Here is a 17914-nt window from a genome sequence, read left to right on the forward strand (position 1 = left end):
ATATTTGGATCCCCAAGGAGAATCAGAGATTATGAGAACTGGCAAATGGACAAAAAAAGTCGCAAGCAGTGCTGTGGCCCTCACCATGCTAATGAGTACAATGGCTCATGCCAGTGCGGCGCCCAAGCAGGAAATACAACTAAATATTAATCATTGGATGGTGACGCTCGATGTTGATTACGCCATCAAGGACCAGACCACATTAGTTCCCTTGCAAGCTATGAAGTATTACCTGGAATCCATGGGCCTGCATTGGAACAACAAAACCAAGACGGTAACAATCAGCACGGGTGCCGATCAGGTCGTGTTAGAAATGGGAAGCCAGAAGGCGAAGGGAGACAGCAAGGTATATTCACTATCTACTCCTGCGTACTTGAAGAATGGCCATGTTATGGTTCCTATTCGATTTATAGCGGATTTGTACGATGCACAGGCAGGCTGGGATAAGAAGGAACGCATGGTCTACCTCTATATGCCGAAGGTCGACGTATCGACCTCGGAGGAGAACGGTTATGTGAAGCTTTACCCTTTCAAAGTCACGAAATATGGAAGATATGAAGGCATGGTGGTCGAGGTAGAAGGGAGGAAGCGGGTATTTAAAGAATGGCATGGTGGAGACGGTACACGTAAACCCATCGTTCATTACCAGGATGTTACGGGCGATGGCAAGCCGGAAGTGGTTGTGTTCTATGTAAATGGGACCGGCACGGGGCTATATATGGGGGAAATGCACGTAGTCGACGCAGAAACGTTGAAAGAAATTCCTATTGAATCATTAGAACAGGCCGTATCGACTTATGTACAATCCAGTATCAAGAAGTATGCCGATCACTTCCTTGTTAAGGTTACAATTGATGGGAAAGAAAGCGTCCAGAGGTTTGAGGATGACTCCGAAGATAAAGGCTACTTATATGACAAGGTTGGTTTTGGGGCTGTGGTTAATCATAGTCTGGTGAATGGGAGGCTTCAGACAACGGCTGCGGGAAGCATAAGCCCAGCCGGCTTCGCTGGTGAGATTAAGATGACTTATCGGTTTCAGGAGGATCTGAATCAGTTCGTGGTGGATACCATTGAATACAGTTTGTCAGATGAAGGACGATAATGTAATGCCATGAATCATGAGAACTACACATACACGCATTCGACTTTTTTGTCATGAATAATATTTCAAAAGTATATAAGAAGAACACGGTTCTTGGCAGAATGACATGATTCATGAACCAAAAGGGCGCTGCGGCGTCCTTTTTGCGCTGTCTGCACTTGAAAATAAACGTTATTTTCCCATTTTCTGAAGCTCAAAATTCGATAGGTAACAAGCTGCGCAAACAACCTGGATTTAAACAATTTTTCCCTATCTATAGGCCTTTATTACCATTTACTTGAGTCTAAAGATTCCTCTAAGATAGTTAATAAATCTGACACCTTTTTCACTTTGTATCAAAAAAGTTAAAAAAGTAAACGCATTCAATGTTAACAAATATGACAAGCCCATACCATATGGACATTGAACGGGGGAGCGTGTATGCAACAATGGCTTGGGAAATCGCTGAAGCATAAATTATCCATATTGATTATTATTGCTACGCTGGTGCCGCTGCTGTTTCTGGGGATTTTCTCTTTTAACATAGCGAAGAGCCTAACTGAGGAAAAAGCGAAGATCACAGGGATGAACACTCTCCGTCAGCTGGAAGCTTACCTGGACACCATGGTCAAGGATGTAGAGAATATGTCGCTGTTTCTCATCGGTCATACCGGTGTGCAAGCCTACCTCAAAACGGAAGAGAGCAATTACGTCCAGCAGACGACTATTATCAATTTCCTGACGAATTTGGCCTTTTCCAAGGACTATATCGCCAACATCATCATTGAGCCGCTCGGCAGTAAAGATCATATTTCACACAAGTCGTTAGTACGCTCCGAATTCAGGAATATTACCGAGGAGATTCCGGATTATTATGACCAGCATCCGAAATGGTGGTCCTTCGTTCATCGGCAGTGGACCTTCGAAGGGGTAAGGAAGGTCATCACGCTGGCCAGACCGATTCGGAGCACGGATAAATATAAGCCGATCGGGAATTTGCAGATCAATCTTGATCAAGCCGTTATTGCAAATCAATTCAGGCAGGCTGTACTGGAGAAGACGGGCTTTGTCCTTCTTCTGGACGAGAACAATCGGATTATTGCCGGACCGCCCGATATGGAGACCAATATGACACTGGCGGATTACTATCCTTCGATTCAAGAGTTCGACGGACTTAGCGGAAATATGGACTATGGCGAGGGAAGCAATAAGAAAACCATTCTATATAAGAAAATGTCCAGCGTAAACTGGAAGTTGGTCGGCATTATTCCCTCTCAGGAATATCGCTCCCAGAACCAATATTTCATCAAATTAACCGTGGTCGCTGTAAGTGTAGCCATTCTGCTGGTCATTATTCTGGTCCTTTTTCTGATCCAGAAAATAACGAATCCTCTGTCTGTATTAACCAAGTTCCTCAAGAACGCAAGTCCGGAAGAACCCCTGCCTGCACTGCCGGTCAAAACCATAGATGAGGTTGGTCAGCTGATCATCAGCTATAACCGGCTCAGCTCCCGGATTGTGAAGCTCACGGACGAAGTGAAATGGAACGAATCGCTGAAGAAGGAAGCGGATATGCATGCGCTGCAAGTACAGATCAATCCGCATTTTCTTTATAATACGCTCTCTTCAATCCATTGGTTGGCACTGATGAACCAGGATGTGAAGATTGCTGAGATGGTGGGATCGCTCAGCGATTTTCTGAGGTTCAGCCTGAACAATGGGCAGGAATACTGCACGATTCAGCAGGAGATCATGCATGTCCGCCATTACGTTAATATTCAGACCATCCGCTATCCGGATAAATTCAAGTTTGAGGTTCATGTGGAGGAGGGACTGTATCAGCACACCATGCTGAAGCTGCTGCTGCAGCCACTGGTCGAAAACTCCATGCTGCATGGCATTTTGAGCCGTGACGGGTTGGGAACGATTACGATTCGCGGCTATCGCGAACAGGATGATATTCACTTTGTGGTGGAGGATGATGGCATCGGAATGTCGGCGGAGCGCCTGAATTGGCTTCAGGAGCAGCTGGTTGAAAATCCGCTCCAGTACGAGAAGGGCCAAACTAAGCGCGGAAGCTATGGACTGCGTAATGTGCATAAACGGCTGCTCCTTCATTACGGCAAGGATGCGGGATTACGTGTGGAGAGCACGGAGGGTGCCGGAACACGGGTGATGTTTACAATACCTGATTTACCTGAAATTCAACAATCGGAAGTTTCCGACAAAGGGGATGGCGACATTGAAGGTACTGATCGTTGATGATGAAGTGATCATTCGGAATGGTTTGAGTACAGTGATCAATTGGGCAGATAACGGTTTTACGGTGCTTGCGCCTGCAGCTTCAGCAGAGGAAGCTCTTAAGCGGATTCCGGCTGAAATGCCTGACATTATATTTACGGACATACGCATGACAGGTCTGAGCGGGCTGGACATGGCGCGTGAAGTTAAACAGCAGTACCCCGAGATCGAGATTATTGTCATCTCGGGGTACGATGAGTTTTCGTATGCACAGCAGGCGATGCGGGAAGGCGTGAGTGATTATTTGCTAAAGACAAGCAGGCCCGGAGAAATTATCGAGGCTGCTGTCCAGGCGAGAGAGCGGCTGCTGCTGCAAAAGCTAAACCAAGCCAAGCAAGAAGAGCAGGAGAAAGTGGTCAATCGAGGGTTTCTGAGAAGGCTGCTTGCATCCGGAAAACCGCTGGATGACTCCGCAAGTAATGAATTGTGGGAGCGGTACCCTGAGCTGTGTCTGGAATCGATGGGCTCGACACTTCAGATTTGGATACTGTCTGTGTATCCGTTAGAAGAGAAGGGGGAGCTGACGATTGGGGAGCAGCACAGCGTACTCGGGACGGAACTCACTGAAGAAGTTGGCGGCGCGTGGCTGGAGTGGCACGGCTCCCTGCTTCTATTGAAACGAACAGAACCGAACCGAGAATGGGATCGGGTAGCTTCCGCAATACGGAATATAGAATCCAAGCATGGTTGTCAAATAATGGCGGCTTGCGGCCAGCCGGTTTCCAGTGTGCAAGAGCTGCATATTGCACTTAGTACCGCATTAGAGGCCAGCTCTTACGAGTGGCTGCTGCACTCGGAGCAGATTATCCGTTATGAAGAGATCAAAGGACGCCATGGAATCCGGACAGTTTGCTCAATAGAGGAAGAAACCAAGCTATCTTCTCTGCTGCGTTCAGGACAATCTTCCGAGCTGCAGACTTGGATTGCCGATTTATTGAGACGGATCCGCAGTCAGAGCCAGGCTACGCCTGCCTCGGTTCAGTCCTATCTGCACTCTTTGATCGTTTCGGCACAGCGCTGGTTGATACGATCGGCGACATCGATCGGCTACACCAGTCCGGTTACCGTGGAAGAGACATATGATATTCGTGAGCTGACGAAAACACCGGAGAAGGTGCTGATGGAATCTCTGGGAGTGATCATGAAGCAGTACCATGATATGGTGTCGACCACGAGTCCCGTGCAGCGGGCGATATCTTTTATCCATGAACATCTGGGACAAAGCCTGTCGCTTCAACAAGTGGCTAAGCATGTTCATATGAACCCCAATTATTTTAGCGAGATGTTTAAGAAGGAAACCGGACAGAATTATATTGAGTTTGTGACGCAGGCCAAGCTGCAAAAAGCGATGAATCTGCTTAGGGAAACGCCAGCCAAGATTAGCGAAATTGCAAACGAAATCGGCTATGAGGATATTAAGTATTTCAACCGCTTGTTTAAGAAATGGACTGGGCAAACGCCGTCGGAATATCGGGCAAATCCTGAATTTTGTCCCTCTATGGACTGAAGTATATCCCCTATGTAAGCGCTATCTCCTCTTTTATACTTAGGCTAATCATCTCAATATGCTTCATTTTCGTAAATTAAAAGGGGGATTGACCATGAGATCAAAACGGAAAATAGGTCTTGTACTGCTGATGATGACACTGGTCCTCGCAGCTTGCGGAGGCGGGCAAAGCAAAGAGCAGGCAGGGGGAGGAAATGAAGGTAGCCAGGAGAAGGTCAAGCTTACAATTTGGCATAACTTTGCCGGCGATGACCTGCGTGCGAAGTCTGTCAGAAGCTTTATCGATCAATTTGCTCAGGATCATCCGGAAGTTACGCTGGATGCGCAAGCCATTCCACCGGATGGTTACCGTCAGCGTCTGAGTACAGTAGCGGCTGCGAATGAAATGCCGGATGTATTCTTCGTGTATGCAGGAAGCCATTCCTCTGAGCTTTATCAGGCGAAGCTGCTTCAACCGATTACGGAGGTGCTCGATGCGCATTCCGATTGGAAGGATAAGTTCCTGCCGGGAGCATTTGATCCATACCAGTTCGAAGAAGGTCAGATCTACTCTGCACCAGTCGGCATGTCCGCCACTTCGATTTTGTACTACAACAAAGCGCTATTTGACAAACACAACGTAAAAGTTCCAACGACTTGGGAAGAAATGATGACGGCGGTTAAAACGTTCAACGATAACGGCATTACGCCGATCGCCCTCGGAAACAAAGCGCCATGGGTTGCGCAGTCCACCATTATCGGATCGATTGCCGACCGCGTGACAGGTACCGAATGGTTCAAAAAAGCGGCAGCACAGGATGGCGCGAAATTCACCGATCCTGAGTTTATCGAAGCGCTCGGCTATTTCAAAGAGCTCGTCGACAACAAAGCATTCCAGGAAGGCGCGAATAGCATCGACAACACGCAAGCCGAGCAGTATTTCATTCAAGGCAATGCTGCGATGATGATCAGCGGTGCCTGGACACTGACAAACCTTGCGGCTTCCTCCTCGGAAGAGCAAATGAAGGATATCGAGGTAACGACATTGCCTTCAATCCCTGGAGGTAAAGGGGAAGCAGGCACTATCTCCGGTGGAGCTGGTGGTGGTCTGGCTCTTAGCAGCAGAACGGAAGGGAAAGCAAAAGAATTGGCGCTGGAACTGATTTATGCTGTGAGTGGACCGGAAGCACAAAAGGCAATTGCTGAAAGCAATTCCATGGTTATGTACGATACCGACATTGATGAGTCCAAAGTTACGTCTCTGTACTATAAAGCTTTTAATCTGGTGAAAACAACAGGCATTACGCCGGTATACGATGCTTATCTGTCTGCAGAGGCGGCTGATGTTATCAATAACGGCCTGCAGGAGATCATGATGGGCGGTTCCATCGAAGGCGTTGCCCAGAAACTTCAGGACGCGCAAGCCAGATCCGTTACTCCATAAGAAACAGTACATCATTGCATAAGGATTAGGAGGGAGGAGGCTGCCATGCCTACAGCGGTAAGAAGCAAAGGATTTATAGCGATAGCACTTCTTCCTGCGCTTCTGTTGTTCCTGGTATTTGTCATTATTCCAGTATTCTGGTCGGCCTACTATGGATTCTTTAGTTGGAAGGGATTCGGAGACGCCAAGTTTATCGGATTCGATAATTATATAGAGATGTTTAAGGATCCGATATTCTGGCGGGCACTACGCAATAACTTGATTTTGGTGGTATCGTCCATCATTGGTCAGATTCCCATCGCTTTAATACTTGCTATCGTATTGTTCAAAAATTCGCTATTTTCCAGGTTCATCCGGTCTGCGGTCTTCATGCCGATGGTTCTCTCCACGGTTGTCGTCGGTCTCATCTGGGGCTATATTTACCACCCGCAGTTTGGGATTGCCAACTATGTGCTTGAGATGCTCGGTCTGGAGTCCTGGACTCGTCCCTGGCTGTCAGATCCTAAAGTGAATATGCTGGCCATCTCGATCCCGATTAACTGGGCGAATGTTGGTCCGTATCTGGTAATCTTTATTGCCGCACTGCAAAATATTTCGCCGGAGATCCACGATGCAGCCAAAATTGATGGCTCCACAGGCTGGAACAAGCTGACGCAGATTACGCTGCCGATGGTCTGGAGTACGGTAGTTGTGACCATTGTGCTCTGTATCTCAGGAAGCCTGAAGGCTTTTGACCATGTTATTGTCATGACGGGCGGCGGCCCGGCTCAATCGACCGAGCTGCTTGCCACTTATATGTACAACAGCACGTTCAGTGTCTATCGCTATGGTTACGGCTCTGCCGTATCCACGATGATCATGATTGTCAGCGCTATTCTTATTGCACTTAACTATTTCGCAACGCGCAGAAAGCCAAACTAGCATGAAGGAGGGAGCGATGTGAATATACAGACGACCGAAAACGGAAGTGCTGCGGGGAGCCGAGTCATCAAGAAGGGGCTGTCCGGATTCGTAAAATTGCTGCTGATTGGTTATGCGCTTCTTACGCTCTATCCCTTGTACTGGCTTTTTACAAGCGCGTTTAAGTCGAACCAAGACTTCTTTACGAATCCCTACGGCTTGCCGAAGGCGTGGATGACGGAGAATTTATTCCGGGCATGGGAGCTTGGAAATATGGGTAGAGCCATGCTGAACTCAACGGTGGTGACGATCACCGCCGTTGTGCTCACCATTTTGCTCAGTGTGCTTGCGGCCTATGTATTATCCAGATTCGAGTTTCGGTTCAAGAAAATAGTGGTTGTGCTGTTTACGACCGGGCTGCTGATTCCGATCCACAGTACGCTGGTACCGCTGTTTATTATGATGAAGAATATCGGCTTGCTTGATACGTACGGAGCGCTTATTCTGCCTTATACGGCGTTTGAGCTTCCGATCGCGATCTTCCTGGCGATGGCCTACATGTCATCGATCCCTAGAGAGATTGAAGAGGCAGCTATGATTGATGGCAGCGGTTGGTGGGGAATCTTCGGAAGAATGATTCTTCCGCTCTGCACGCCGATCGTTGCAACGATATCGATTCTGGCATTTCTTCGATTCTGGAATGACTTCTCCTTCGCCCTCGTATTTATTAATACGCAGGCTTTGAAGACGCTGCCGCTTAGTCTGTCCTTATTCTCGGACGGTTTTGGCACAGATTACAGCCTGACAATGGGAGCGATGGCAATCGCCGTCATTCCAACGATCGTGGCCTACCTGATCTTGCAGGAGCAGATCATGAAGGGTATGGTGGCAGGATCGATTAAAGGTTAAGTGAACACCCCTTCCGTTTGAATCGGAGGGGGTGTTTGTTATTTTTATATACCGGTTTCTTCTATATTAATGTAGATAAAATTCAGCGAGGGCCTTTCTCTCGTTCAGGCTTGGCCGGTACCGTTGCCTGTTCCCGGAATTTTACCGGAGACATGCCGTAGTTGGCCCGGAATACCCGGTGAAAATAGGAGTAGCTAGCAAAACCGCAGGTTTCCGCAATTTCCTCTAGCGTCATGGTGCTGTATTTTATCCGCTCGACGGCTGCGTTCAGCCGGATCTCCAGAGCATATTGAATCATCGTTTTTCCGTAATATTCTTTGAACAGTTTAACTGCCCGGGATAAGCTGAGACCGACATGAGAAGCAGCCTCCTCCAGCTTGAAGGTGATGGTGGCATGTTCCTCAACGAATCGCTTCAATCGCAGAGCGGTGAAAGCCAGACGATCAGTCGGCTTAATATCGGTAATGGCACGGTCCAGACACAGGCAGAGACTGCGCAGCAGATAGTCGGTCAGTTCCCCAATTTCTCCTTCAAGTCCACGCCGCTTCTCCAGCAGCATCTGTCTCCACAGACCCAGCAAATGATCGTCGAGCCCAATATGGCTCACGACAGGCCGGTGGGTTCGTTCCCACCAATCATCAATCCAGGAACCATCGCAAAAAATAAAATAATCCCCGCTGGACACGCGGCCATCCTCGCCGTCTTCCTTTACCCGCAGCTCGTATGAATCACCTGGCCTCAGCAGCAGCAGATCGCCTGCTTGCACATGATGCTCGATGCCGTTGCAGTAAATCTCACAAGAGCCTTCGGTTTGGAGACGGAACAGATACGTGGTCAAGCCGCCCCGGTGACTGTTGCTGAATTGCTGGAAATGATAGGAATAGTCGCAGATCAGCAGTTTTGCCTCCGCCATGGTAATAACCCCCAGTAAAAAAGTAAGCAGATAGTTCATGTTGCAGCCATATTGTTTATGTTCATTTTAGCCTATTCGCATGTATGATAGTAGCAGATAGAGCAATAACTCATTTTTTGAATCGAGGTGCGCTATAATGAGAAGAATGAATATTGGTTTGCAGATGTATACATTGCGCGATGAGACGGCACAGGATTTCCGTGGCACGCTTCGCAAAGTGGCTGAACTGGGTTATGAAGGAGTCGAATTTGCAGGTTATGGAGACATTCCAGCCGAGGAAATGAAAACGCTTCTTCAAGAGCTTGGTCTGAAGGCGATTGGCAGCCACGTAGGCCTGCATCTTCTTCGTGCTGATCTGCAAAAGGAGATCGACTACCTGAAAACCATTGGCGCTAAATATATGATGTGCCCTTATGTTGCAGAAGAGGACCGTAAAGATGCGGAAGATTGGAAGAACCTTTTCTCGTTCCTGCAGGAAGTAGGAGTTGAAGCTCGCAAGCAGGGATTGATTTTTGGTTACCATAATCATGCATTTGAATTTGAAGCCGATGTGGATGGTCAGTTCGTATTTGATGCGATGTATTCCGCGACAACTCCGGAAGCTGTACAAGTTGAGATGGACGTATGCTGGGTACAATTTGCCGGACAAGATCCGCTTGCCTACATTCCGAAATATGCAGGACGGCTGCCGCTGCTTCACCTGAAGGATTTCAGCAAGGATGCTGAGGGCAACATGAAGACATTGGAACTGAGCCAAGGCTCGGTTGATCTGCCAGGCGTCATTCAGGCTGCATCTGATGCAGGTACGGAATGGCTGATCGTGGAGCAGGATGTATGCCAGAACCCACCGCTGCAAAGCGTGGAGAACAGCATGAACTGGCTGAAGCAGAATTACCTGAACCAATTCTAATAATTCAACAATAAAGGAGATTATCCATGAGCAAAATTAAAGTGGCTGTATTTGGCTGCGGCGCTATCGCCCAGCGTAGACATATCCCTGAGTATGCAAACAATGCTAACGTAGAACTGGTTGCCTTTGCCGATCCGGTGAAGGAGCGCGCAGAAGAAATGGCTGCCCAGTATGGCGGTAAAGCCTATGCGGATTACGCAGAATTGTTGAAAAATGAGAAACTGGACGCTGTTAGCGTGTGTACGCCGAACTATCTGCATGCTCCAATGACTATTGCAGCAGCGAATGCCGGCCTTCATGTGCTGGTTGAGAAGCCGATGGCAACAACGGCTGAAGAAGGGGAGCAAATGATCGAGGCAGCCCGCAAAAATGGCGTTTATCTGATGGTAGGACACAATCAGCGCCTGATGCCTCCGCACGTGAAAGCGAAGGAAATTCTGGATTCCGGCAAGCTCGGAAAGGTTCTTACTTTCCGTACATCCTTTGGTCATGGCGGTCCGGAGGGCTGGAGCTTGGATGGCCGGGACAGCTGGTTCTTCCGTAAGGAAGAAGCGATTATGGGCGCTATGGGAGATCTAGGCGTTCATAAATCAGACTTTATTCGTTATTTGCTGAACGATGAAATCGTAGAAGTGGCCGGTTTCATCAGTACAGTTCATAAAGAGGGAACTGACGTAGACGACAACGCAACATGCATCGTTCGCATGAAGAGCGGCGCGGTAGGTACGCTGATGGCAAGCTGGACGCATTACAGAGCAGGCGATAACGGTACGGTATTATGGTGCGAGAAAGGTGCCATGCAGATTGGTACTGTGAACGGCGACGAGGTAATCGTGGAGCTGACGGACGGTACGGTAGAAACCTACAAGGTTGGTGCCATGGCTACGAACGAGAAGCAGGTTCCGAGTGGCGTCATCGACGCTTTTGTCGAATCCATTATGACAAGCACGCCTCCTAGCATTTCCGGTGAGGAAGGCCTGCGCTCCTTGAATGTCATCCTGGGTGCATTCGAATCCCAAGATACAGGCAAAATTGTGAAGTTGTAATAGATGAGTTTAAAGGGAAGCCGTATACGTACGGCTTCCCTTTTTGTTGTATGGGGATAGTCTAAAACAAATTCCGGAATACAATTCTTAATAGTGATGGACTGCTCTGTCGTGGCTGATCCGTCTACGGAACTTATATATCTTGTTCAATAATATATGAGTTCGGCATTCATCGTATTTTGTACATAATCGCCCTCCCGCAATGCATATTTTGCTATAATTTAGGAGATGTGAGCAACACAAGGAGAGGGGACTGATATTTCATGTATTTAACTAGTGTTGGTTTAGATGGACTGATATTTATGTTACTCTTATTAGTAGTCAATTATTTAATCATTTATCTGATTGTAAGCGAAGGAATTAAAATTCCGGTTTGAAATCGGATATAAATACATTAAAAAATGAAGTGGAAAATTTGAAGGAATTATTAGTTGAAGGTTCAAGGAAGTCACCTGAGAATATAGATAGGTAATTAAGAAAAACGGATCATGAGAGAGCGTAACATGATTTTGAGTTTGAGTACTCAATTTGTCGGGTAATAGAAGCATCACATTCATCGAGCTGGATCAGCGGGTGATTGTGGTGCTTTTTGTTGTGCATATGATATCTTTGAATGGAACGAAAACGGAAAACGCCATGTTTGGTAGATTCGTTGAGAGGATCGACAGTTAAAATGAAAACAAAAATACAAGAGCTGCCGCTGTCGCCGGGCGTATATCTTATGAAAGATTCGCGGGGAACGGTTATTTATGTTGGCAAATCCAAAAGTCTCAAGAAGAGAGTACAGTCGTATTTTTACAACAATAAATCGCACTCCCCAAAAGTGAAGAGACTGGTTCAGCATGTGAAGGACCTGGAATATATCGTCACTGACACGGAGTTTGAGGCTTTCATGCTGGAATGCAGACTCATTCAGGATATAAAGCCGATGTACAACCGTAAAATGAAGAATCCGCTAGGTTATCATTATATTGTGTTACGGCAAAAGCGAGATTGGCGGTGGCTGGAAGTTACAGATACACTGGATGAAGGTAGTCCCGATCGCTCTCATTTTTTTGGTCCATACACAGCCGGCAGAAATAGTCTTGAACAAGCCGTGCAAAAGATTAAAGAATGCTGTAAAATCGCCTGCAACTATACACCTGCCACTACGACAAATACCCCCTGCTTGAATTACTCGATAGGCTTCTGCCTTGGCAAGTGTCTTGGGGGCGACGCCGCTCGTCAATTTGATGAAGTCATGGATCAATTCATTGCTCTGCTTCAAGGGGAAGACCGAAGTTTGTATGATCAAATGGAGCACAACATGCTCGGCGCCGCAGAGTGTTTCGATTTTGAACAGGCGGCTAAATACAGGGACGGCATGAATGCAGTGAATTTGCTCTTAAGTAAACAGCATGTGATCGAGTTCGCCGAAGAGAATCAAAGCATCGTTGTCTACGAATATTTAGACGATGATACCATCAAGTTATTTCTGATTAAGGGCAACGTTGTGCTGCACAGCGAGCGATGTTCTGTGGCTGCCACAGTGGACATGGAATCGCTGAGGAAGAGGGTCAAAGCCTTGATCCTCAGTTATTTCACGAAGGATGTAGAATACGATGCTGCCGAGATTACCCGGGAAGATATCGATACGGCACAAATCATCTACAGCTATTTGCAGAGCAGCGCCTGCCGCTATCTTCTTATTCAGGATTCATGGACCAAAGATGACGGGGAGCCTGATATGGAGGCTGCACTGAAGGATTTTTTTAATACTGATATGGTGTCATCTTAATTGAGAGTTTGGTGGAAAAATCAGAAAATATTAAATTGGATATCTTCATAACAAGACGTTCCTGAGTGATAAAGGGACGTCTTTTTGTGTTTGTTTATCTGTGAAATTCCAGATAGGGAAATAGCTTTAGTTCACCCTAACTACCCATGAACATCGTACCCAAAAACATGTACAGAAAAATCGAGAAAAATGCAAAGACGTTCATGAGTATCAAGGCGACATCTAACTTTGAACCGGTTTTCTTCACAGATATAACAGAAGCGATACACCCTATCGGAGGCAGTACGAATGTGGAAGCTAGACCATATCCGTCAAAGGGAGAACCGTAATGCAGAAAAAAGCCATCTATGATTACTAGTACAACAGTGATTGCAAAAGTTACTAGAGCGATAATACGCTCAATATGGATCTTCTCCATGTTTAGAACCTCCATTCACCTCGGTACCTTAATCACTATCAAAAAATCGCCCCATCGGCATCTCCCTCGTAAACGTAATACCCCAATATGTATATTTTACTTCAATCTGCCGGATCGGCGTTTCGTTATATAGACGGACGCCATAATTGAGGGGAGTGCGAACACCCTGATTGAGCGCGGCTCTCTTCTCATCTGGTGTAAGCTCAGGCTTCAATGGCTGCTTCTGAATATCCACGAATTCAATATCAGGATCTTCATCAAGGCCGCCGCCGCCGACCAGATGCAGGGAATAACTGACGCCCAGCTCAGCTCTGGTCGGCTTATTGCCCTTGTTCACCCGCACTTCCAGCAGCTTTACATCGGTGAAGCCCTTATTGATCGCCTCAAAGATGATGGTGTTTTCGCCCGTATAGGATGTAAACCCACCGACCTTAATAGGAGTTGGACGAAGGAACAGCAGGTATAGAATAATGACCGAGAGCAGGATTCCCAGTCCCAAATAGCCGAAGCGGCGGATATATGTAGATTTTGGTTTCATAGCGAAGTACTCTTCCTTCTTAAAATTAAATAGATAGCGTTACAACGGATTTACCTGCCTCAATATCAGCTTTCATCCCTAAGAGATAATTCCGGGTGCGCTCGTTCATCTCATTCCAATTGACGAATTTGGTGAAGTAGACAAAGGAATAAATATTGCGAAAGTCGATGAATAACGGTATCCGCTGGATCCATTCCTCGCTTAGCGTGTTTTCTTGTAGATAGCCGGATAAGAACGAATCGAAAAATCTGGCAACAAATTCAGCTTTTCCGCTTTCAGGTACGGTCTGTACCGCATGATAGATGGCAATAGCAATATCGTAGGCGAACCAATGGTACGAGACATCCCCAAAATCGAAAAAGATAATCTTCCCATTATGTACATGAAAATTATTATGATGAAGATCATTGTGGACAATGCCGTAGCCTTCCTGATCTTGCGGGAGGGACTCTAATTCCTTAAGATACTGCTTCCACTGAGTGTGTACCTGTTCACCAGCCGCCTCCGGGAACGCATCCGTAAACATGACGTGGTCATTCCACTGAGGAAAAGCCATTCGGTGCACAAGCGAAGCAGCGTGGGAATCCTTTTTGCCGAGTATATGCATCCGGCCCATCCCGCGTCCCCACTGCTTAATCATGGCATAATCCGCTGCCAAATCCGTTAATGGACTGCCGGGAGCCTTTGTAAAAGCAATGACATAATATTGCTTGGAATCGTGAGTTACTTCTTCAATCAGAAGATCCTGAGCGGATCGAATCGACTCCGCCAAGTTTAGCCCCTGCTCCTTAAGATAGGCCATCCACGTTAGCTCGCGGATGATCGAGGCTTTGCGATATTTGGCTGCATCCAAGAATTTAATCACGAAGCGGTGCCCGCCTTCACCGATGTATTCAAATACATTCTGATCGAATCCTCCGAGCAATTGCAGCGAGTACGAACCTCGGCCGAATCGTTCGGCGCCTTGATCCAAGACAGCCTGTTCCATGGAAAGTCCCCTTTATCGTATTCTCGATATGAAATCTTATGTTTGCATACCGGATAAGTTACGAGTATTTACCAACAATTACAGTCTAACGAAGATCATAGGTGGTTGCAAAAAAAGGAAAGGCAAAAGAAAAAGGGTGCTCGCTTAAGAGCACCCCTTCACTTCTATTTACCTTCGAACGTCTGCGCGAGCTCACGGAAATTCAGCTCTGCCGTGCCGGGCAGCACGACATCCGCATGCGGGAAGTGCGCGGCGTTGCCGATGGCCACGGCGAACATGCCGGCGCCCTTGATGGCATCAACGCCCGATGCGGCATCTTCCACCCCGATGCAGTCGGCAGGCTCTACGCCGAGCTGCGCGGCAGCGGTGAGGAAGATCTCGGGGTCGGGCTTGCTGTTCTTCAGCTTGTTTACATCGACTATCACGTCGAACTGGTCCATTACGCCAAGCCGTGTAAGCACCGCAATGGCGTTCTTGCTGGCGGACGCGATTCCGGTCTTCAGGCCGGCCGACCGGATGTCTGCCACAAATTTCGTAATTCCTGGCAGCAGGTCGGCTGGCGTAATCGTTTCAATCAGCTCCACGTACAGCTTGTTTTTGCGGTCAGCCAGCTGTACCAGCTCTTCATCCGAATAGTTGACGGGCTTCTCTGCTTGGCTGAGCAGCAGCTTCAGAGAATCCATGCGAGATACTCCCTTGAGGTTCTCATTGAATTCACGGGTGAAGGGGATGCCAAGCTCGGTTGCCGTGGCTTTCCATGCCTGATAATGATACTCCGCAGTATCGGTAATGACGCCGTCCAGGTCAAAGATAACGGCCTTCAGCTTGCTTGTTTCGTTCATGTTCTTATGGCTCCTTTTTGCGATATCAGACAGCCTAAGCCTTATTATTTGTTTTGAAGCGAATGCTTCACGGGCTTCCCGGCTTCAAGCTTAACTACTTCGTCGTACAGCTTGATCTCGATGGATTCGCCTTCTACGATTTCTAGGGTCACGCCGTCCTTCTCGATGGATACGCCGATGAGGCGGCCGCGGAAGTTGAGGCGGAATGCATACTTCTCCCAGTCCTTCGGAATGGCAGGGGAGAGGGAAAGTCCGCTTTCTTTCAGACGCATGCCGGCAAAGCCGTAGACGATCGACATCCAGGTACCGCCCATGTTGGCCATATGCAGGCCGTCTTTCGTATTGCCGTGCGTATTGTCCAGGTCAAGGCGTGCTGTCTCGATGAAATATTCATAAGCTTTGTCCATATTGCCAATCTTCGAGGCCATGATGCTGAAGATGCAGGAGGACAGGGACGAGTCATGCGTTGTGATACCTTCATAATAGTCATAGGAGCGCTGAATCGTTTCGAAGCTTTGCTCATCTTCCAGCAGGAAGTGAGCGAGCACTGTATCCGCTTGTTTACATACCTGATAGCGGTAAATGGTGAGCGGATGATAGTTCAGCAGCAGCGGATATTTATCCTCCGGCGTATTCTCGAAATCCCATACCGCTTTGCGGAGGAATGTATCATCCTGCGGGTTAATGCCGAGTGCTTCATCGTATGGCAGCAGCATGGCATCGGCGGCTTTCGCCCAAGCTGAAATTTCATCCGCGGTTACGCCAAGTCGGTCACACAGGGATTTGAAGCCTTGCGCATCGTAGGATTCCAGAATGGAGCAGCTCTTGGCAGCCCACTTCAGGTTATGCTTCGCCATGACATTGGTGTAATAGTTGTTGTTCACGCAGCAGGTATATTCATCCGGCCCTGTCACCTCATCGATATGGAAGGCGCCATTATAATAGTGGCCGATATCAGCCCACAGGCGGGCGGTTTCGATCAACACCTCGGCCCCGTAGGACAAGAGGAAATCCCGGTCCTGCTCGGCGAGATAATACTGGATATAGCTGTAAGCGATGTCTGCGCTGATATGGTATTGCGCCGTTCCCGAAGGGAAGAAGGAGGAGCATTCCGTCCCCGATATCGTGCGCCACGGGAACAGAGCGCCTTGGCGGTGTCCCATTTCCCGCGCTCTGTCTCTCGCTTGCTCCAATGTGGAATAGCGATACAGCAGCAGCTGGCGTGCAATGTCCGGCTGTGTCATCAGAAATACAGGGAACATGTAAATCTCCGTGTCCCAGAAATAATGGCCTTCATAGCCTTCGCCGCTCAGACCTTTGGCAGAAATGTTGCTGTGCTTGTCACGGCCCGCGGATTGCAGCAGCTGGAATAGATTGAAGCGGATGCCTTCTTGGAGCTGGTCATCGTTCTGAATTACCACATCGGCAGATTTCCAGTAGTCGTTCAGGTACTCAGCTTGCTCGGCAAGCAAGTCCTCGAACGAAGTATCCTTCAACTCTTCCTGCAACTGAATGCCGTGATCGATCATGTCCTGACCGTGACGAAGACTGTCGGTATACAGATTGTATTTCGTAAACTGGATCGGTCCAGTCAATGGAAGGGCAGCCGTAAACGTGACTTCTCCGGTTCCGGCCTCGAGCTGAATGTCGGCATCAACATCCAAGCGGTGACGTGTCACGCAAGCCGCACGCAGCTGGGAGGCCATCGTCTCGTCGACGACATAGGCATCATCGCCCTTCACGCCAGCATCGATGACGGTCATCCGTTCCGCGTGGCCTGCTCCTACCCGTGGATCATTAGCATTGGTGTAGTTTTTCACTTTGCCGTTCACGGTGGAGACGATGCGTACCTGGCCGTTGAAATTGATCGGCTCTATTTGTACATAGATGGCAAACAGCTCCCGGCGCGCGAAAGATACCAGGCGGCGGAAGGTCAGCTTGATCTCTTTGCCTTCGGGGGATTTCCACTGAATGATTCGTTCGGAATACCCCTTATCCATATGCAAGCGGCGTTCATGTGAAATGATCGTACCGTGATCAAGGCGGAAAGGCTCCTTCTCATCTCCTAAATAGATCAGGACCGTTTGGGCATCAATATTGTTAACGAGTTTTTGCTGTGTATCGGGAAAGGCGAAGAGCTTCTCGCCGTAAGGAATGTCAATAACGTCGTGGAAAGCGTTCAGATAGGTACCGCGAATGGTGGACATGCTCTCTCCGTAACCTTCTTCGAAGTTGCCGCGCACACCCAAGTAACCGTTTCCGAGTGCAAAAATACTTTCCATATTCAGCAAGGCTTGCTGCGACAAATCAGGATTTGATATCATCCAGGTCATGGTCTACACTTCCTTCCTAGCATGGTTA

15 protein-coding genes are annotated in these 17914 nt (G+C 48.0%); 9 read left to right on the plus strand and 6 right to left on the minus strand.

All coding sequences use genetic code 11. The annotated features are described in order from the left end of the window. Window positions 1-31: 31 nt before the first annotated feature. From ABEQ74_RS23930 to ABEQ74_RS23955, 6 genes are all read left to right on the plus strand, one after another. The gene (locus tag ABEQ74_RS23930; RefSeq protein ID WP_430124701.1) at window positions 32-1102 is read left to right on the plus strand and encodes a copper amine oxidase N-terminal domain-containing protein; all 1071 of its coding nucleotides are present in this window, start codon (window positions 32-34) and stop codon (window positions 1100-1102) included. 420 nt (window positions 1103-1522) lie between these two features. Next, complete coding sequence (locus tag ABEQ74_RS23935; RefSeq protein WP_430124703.1) at window positions 1523-3343, plus strand: sensor histidine kinase; 1821 nt, start codon at window positions 1523-1525, stop codon at window positions 3341-3343. Then, entirely contained in the window at window positions 3315-4889 is a 1575-nt protein-coding gene (locus ABEQ74_RS23940) for a response regulator transcription factor (RefSeq protein ID WP_430124704.1), read from the plus strand. The genes ABEQ74_RS23935 and ABEQ74_RS23940 overlap by 29 nt, the downstream gene beginning before the upstream one ends. A gap of 94 nt (window positions 4890-4983) precedes the next feature. After that, entirely contained in the window at window positions 4984-6312 is a 1329-nt protein-coding gene (locus ABEQ74_RS23945) for an extracellular solute-binding protein (RefSeq protein WP_430124706.1), read from the plus strand. A 45-nt stretch (window positions 6313-6357) separates the two neighbouring features. Beyond that, window positions 6358-7233 carry a carbohydrate ABC transporter permease gene (locus tag ABEQ74_RS23950; RefSeq protein ID WP_430124707.1) on the plus strand — a complete coding sequence of 292 codons (876 nt, stop codon included), beginning with the start codon at window positions 6358-6360 and terminating at the stop codon, window positions 7231-7233. Window positions 7234-7251: 18 nt separating this feature from the next. Then, the gene (locus tag ABEQ74_RS23955) at window positions 7252-8121 is read left to right on the plus strand and encodes a carbohydrate ABC transporter permease (RefSeq protein ID WP_430124708.1); all 870 of its coding nucleotides are present in this window, start codon (window positions 7252-7254) and stop codon (window positions 8119-8121) included. A gap of 82 nt (window positions 8122-8203) precedes the next feature. On the opposite strand, the gene ABEQ74_RS23960 is transcribed toward ABEQ74_RS23955, so the two are convergent. Continuing rightward, entirely contained in the window at window positions 8204-9034 is an 831-nt protein-coding gene (locus ABEQ74_RS23960) for a helix-turn-helix domain-containing protein (protein ID WP_430124709.1), read from the minus strand. Window positions 9035-9170: 136 nt separating this feature from the next. On the opposite strand from ABEQ74_RS23960, the gene ABEQ74_RS23965 reads away from it, so the two are divergent. The 3 genes from ABEQ74_RS23965 to ABEQ74_RS23975 all read left to right on the plus strand — a co-directional run bounded on the left by ABEQ74_RS23965 (window position 9171) and on the right by ABEQ74_RS23975 (window position 12767). Beyond that, complete coding sequence (locus ABEQ74_RS23965) at window positions 9171-9944, plus strand: sugar phosphate isomerase/epimerase family protein (protein WP_430124710.1); 774 nt, start codon at window positions 9171-9173, stop codon at window positions 9942-9944. A 26-nt stretch (window positions 9945-9970) separates the two neighbouring features. Next, window positions 9971-10990: a Gfo/Idh/MocA family protein gene (locus tag ABEQ74_RS23970; protein WP_430124711.1), complete on the plus strand. Its 1020-nt coding sequence runs from the start codon at window positions 9971-9973 to the stop codon at window positions 10988-10990. Window positions 10991-11663: 673 nt separating this feature from the next. Then, on the plus strand, window positions 11664-12767 hold the full coding sequence (locus ABEQ74_RS23975) for a GIY-YIG nuclease family protein (RefSeq protein ID WP_430124713.1): 1104 nt from the start codon (window positions 11664-11666) through the stop codon (window positions 12765-12767). 136 nt (window positions 12768-12903) lie between these two features. On the opposite strand, the gene ABEQ74_RS23980 is transcribed toward ABEQ74_RS23975, so the two are convergent. The 5 genes from ABEQ74_RS23980 to ABEQ74_RS24000 all read right to left on the minus strand — a co-directional run bounded on the left by ABEQ74_RS23980 (window position 12904) and on the right by ABEQ74_RS24000 (window position 17886). Further along, complete coding sequence (locus ABEQ74_RS23980; protein WP_430124714.1) at window positions 12904-13185, minus strand: hypothetical protein; 282 nt, start codon at window positions 13183-13185, stop codon at window positions 12904-12906. A gap of 28 nt (window positions 13186-13213) precedes the next feature. Then, window positions 13214-13723, minus strand: coding sequence for a hypothetical protein (locus ABEQ74_RS23985; RefSeq protein WP_430124715.1), 510 nt, complete (start codon window positions 13721-13723; stop codon window positions 13214-13216). Between the two features lie 25 nt (window positions 13724-13748). After that, window positions 13749-14711, minus strand: coding sequence for a phosphotransferase enzyme family protein (locus ABEQ74_RS23990; RefSeq protein WP_430124716.1), 963 nt, complete (start codon window positions 14709-14711; stop codon window positions 13749-13751). A gap of 164 nt (window positions 14712-14875) precedes the next feature. After that, window positions 14876-15553: a beta-phosphoglucomutase gene (gene pgmB / locus ABEQ74_RS23995; RefSeq protein WP_430124717.1), complete on the minus strand. Its 678-nt coding sequence runs from the start codon at window positions 15551-15553 to the stop codon at window positions 14876-14878. 44 nt (window positions 15554-15597) lie between these two features. Then, window positions 15598-17886 carry a glycoside hydrolase family 65 protein gene (locus ABEQ74_RS24000; RefSeq protein ID WP_430124718.1) on the minus strand — a complete coding sequence of 763 codons (2289 nt, stop codon included), beginning with the start codon at window positions 17884-17886 and terminating at the stop codon, window positions 15598-15600. Between the last annotated feature and the right edge of the window lie 28 nt (window positions 17887-17914).

The sequence above is a fragment of the Paenibacillus solani genome (assembly GCF_050475945.1).
GTDB lineage: Bacteria > Bacillota > Bacilli > Paenibacillales > Paenibacillaceae > Paenibacillus_AQ > Paenibacillus_AQ solani_A.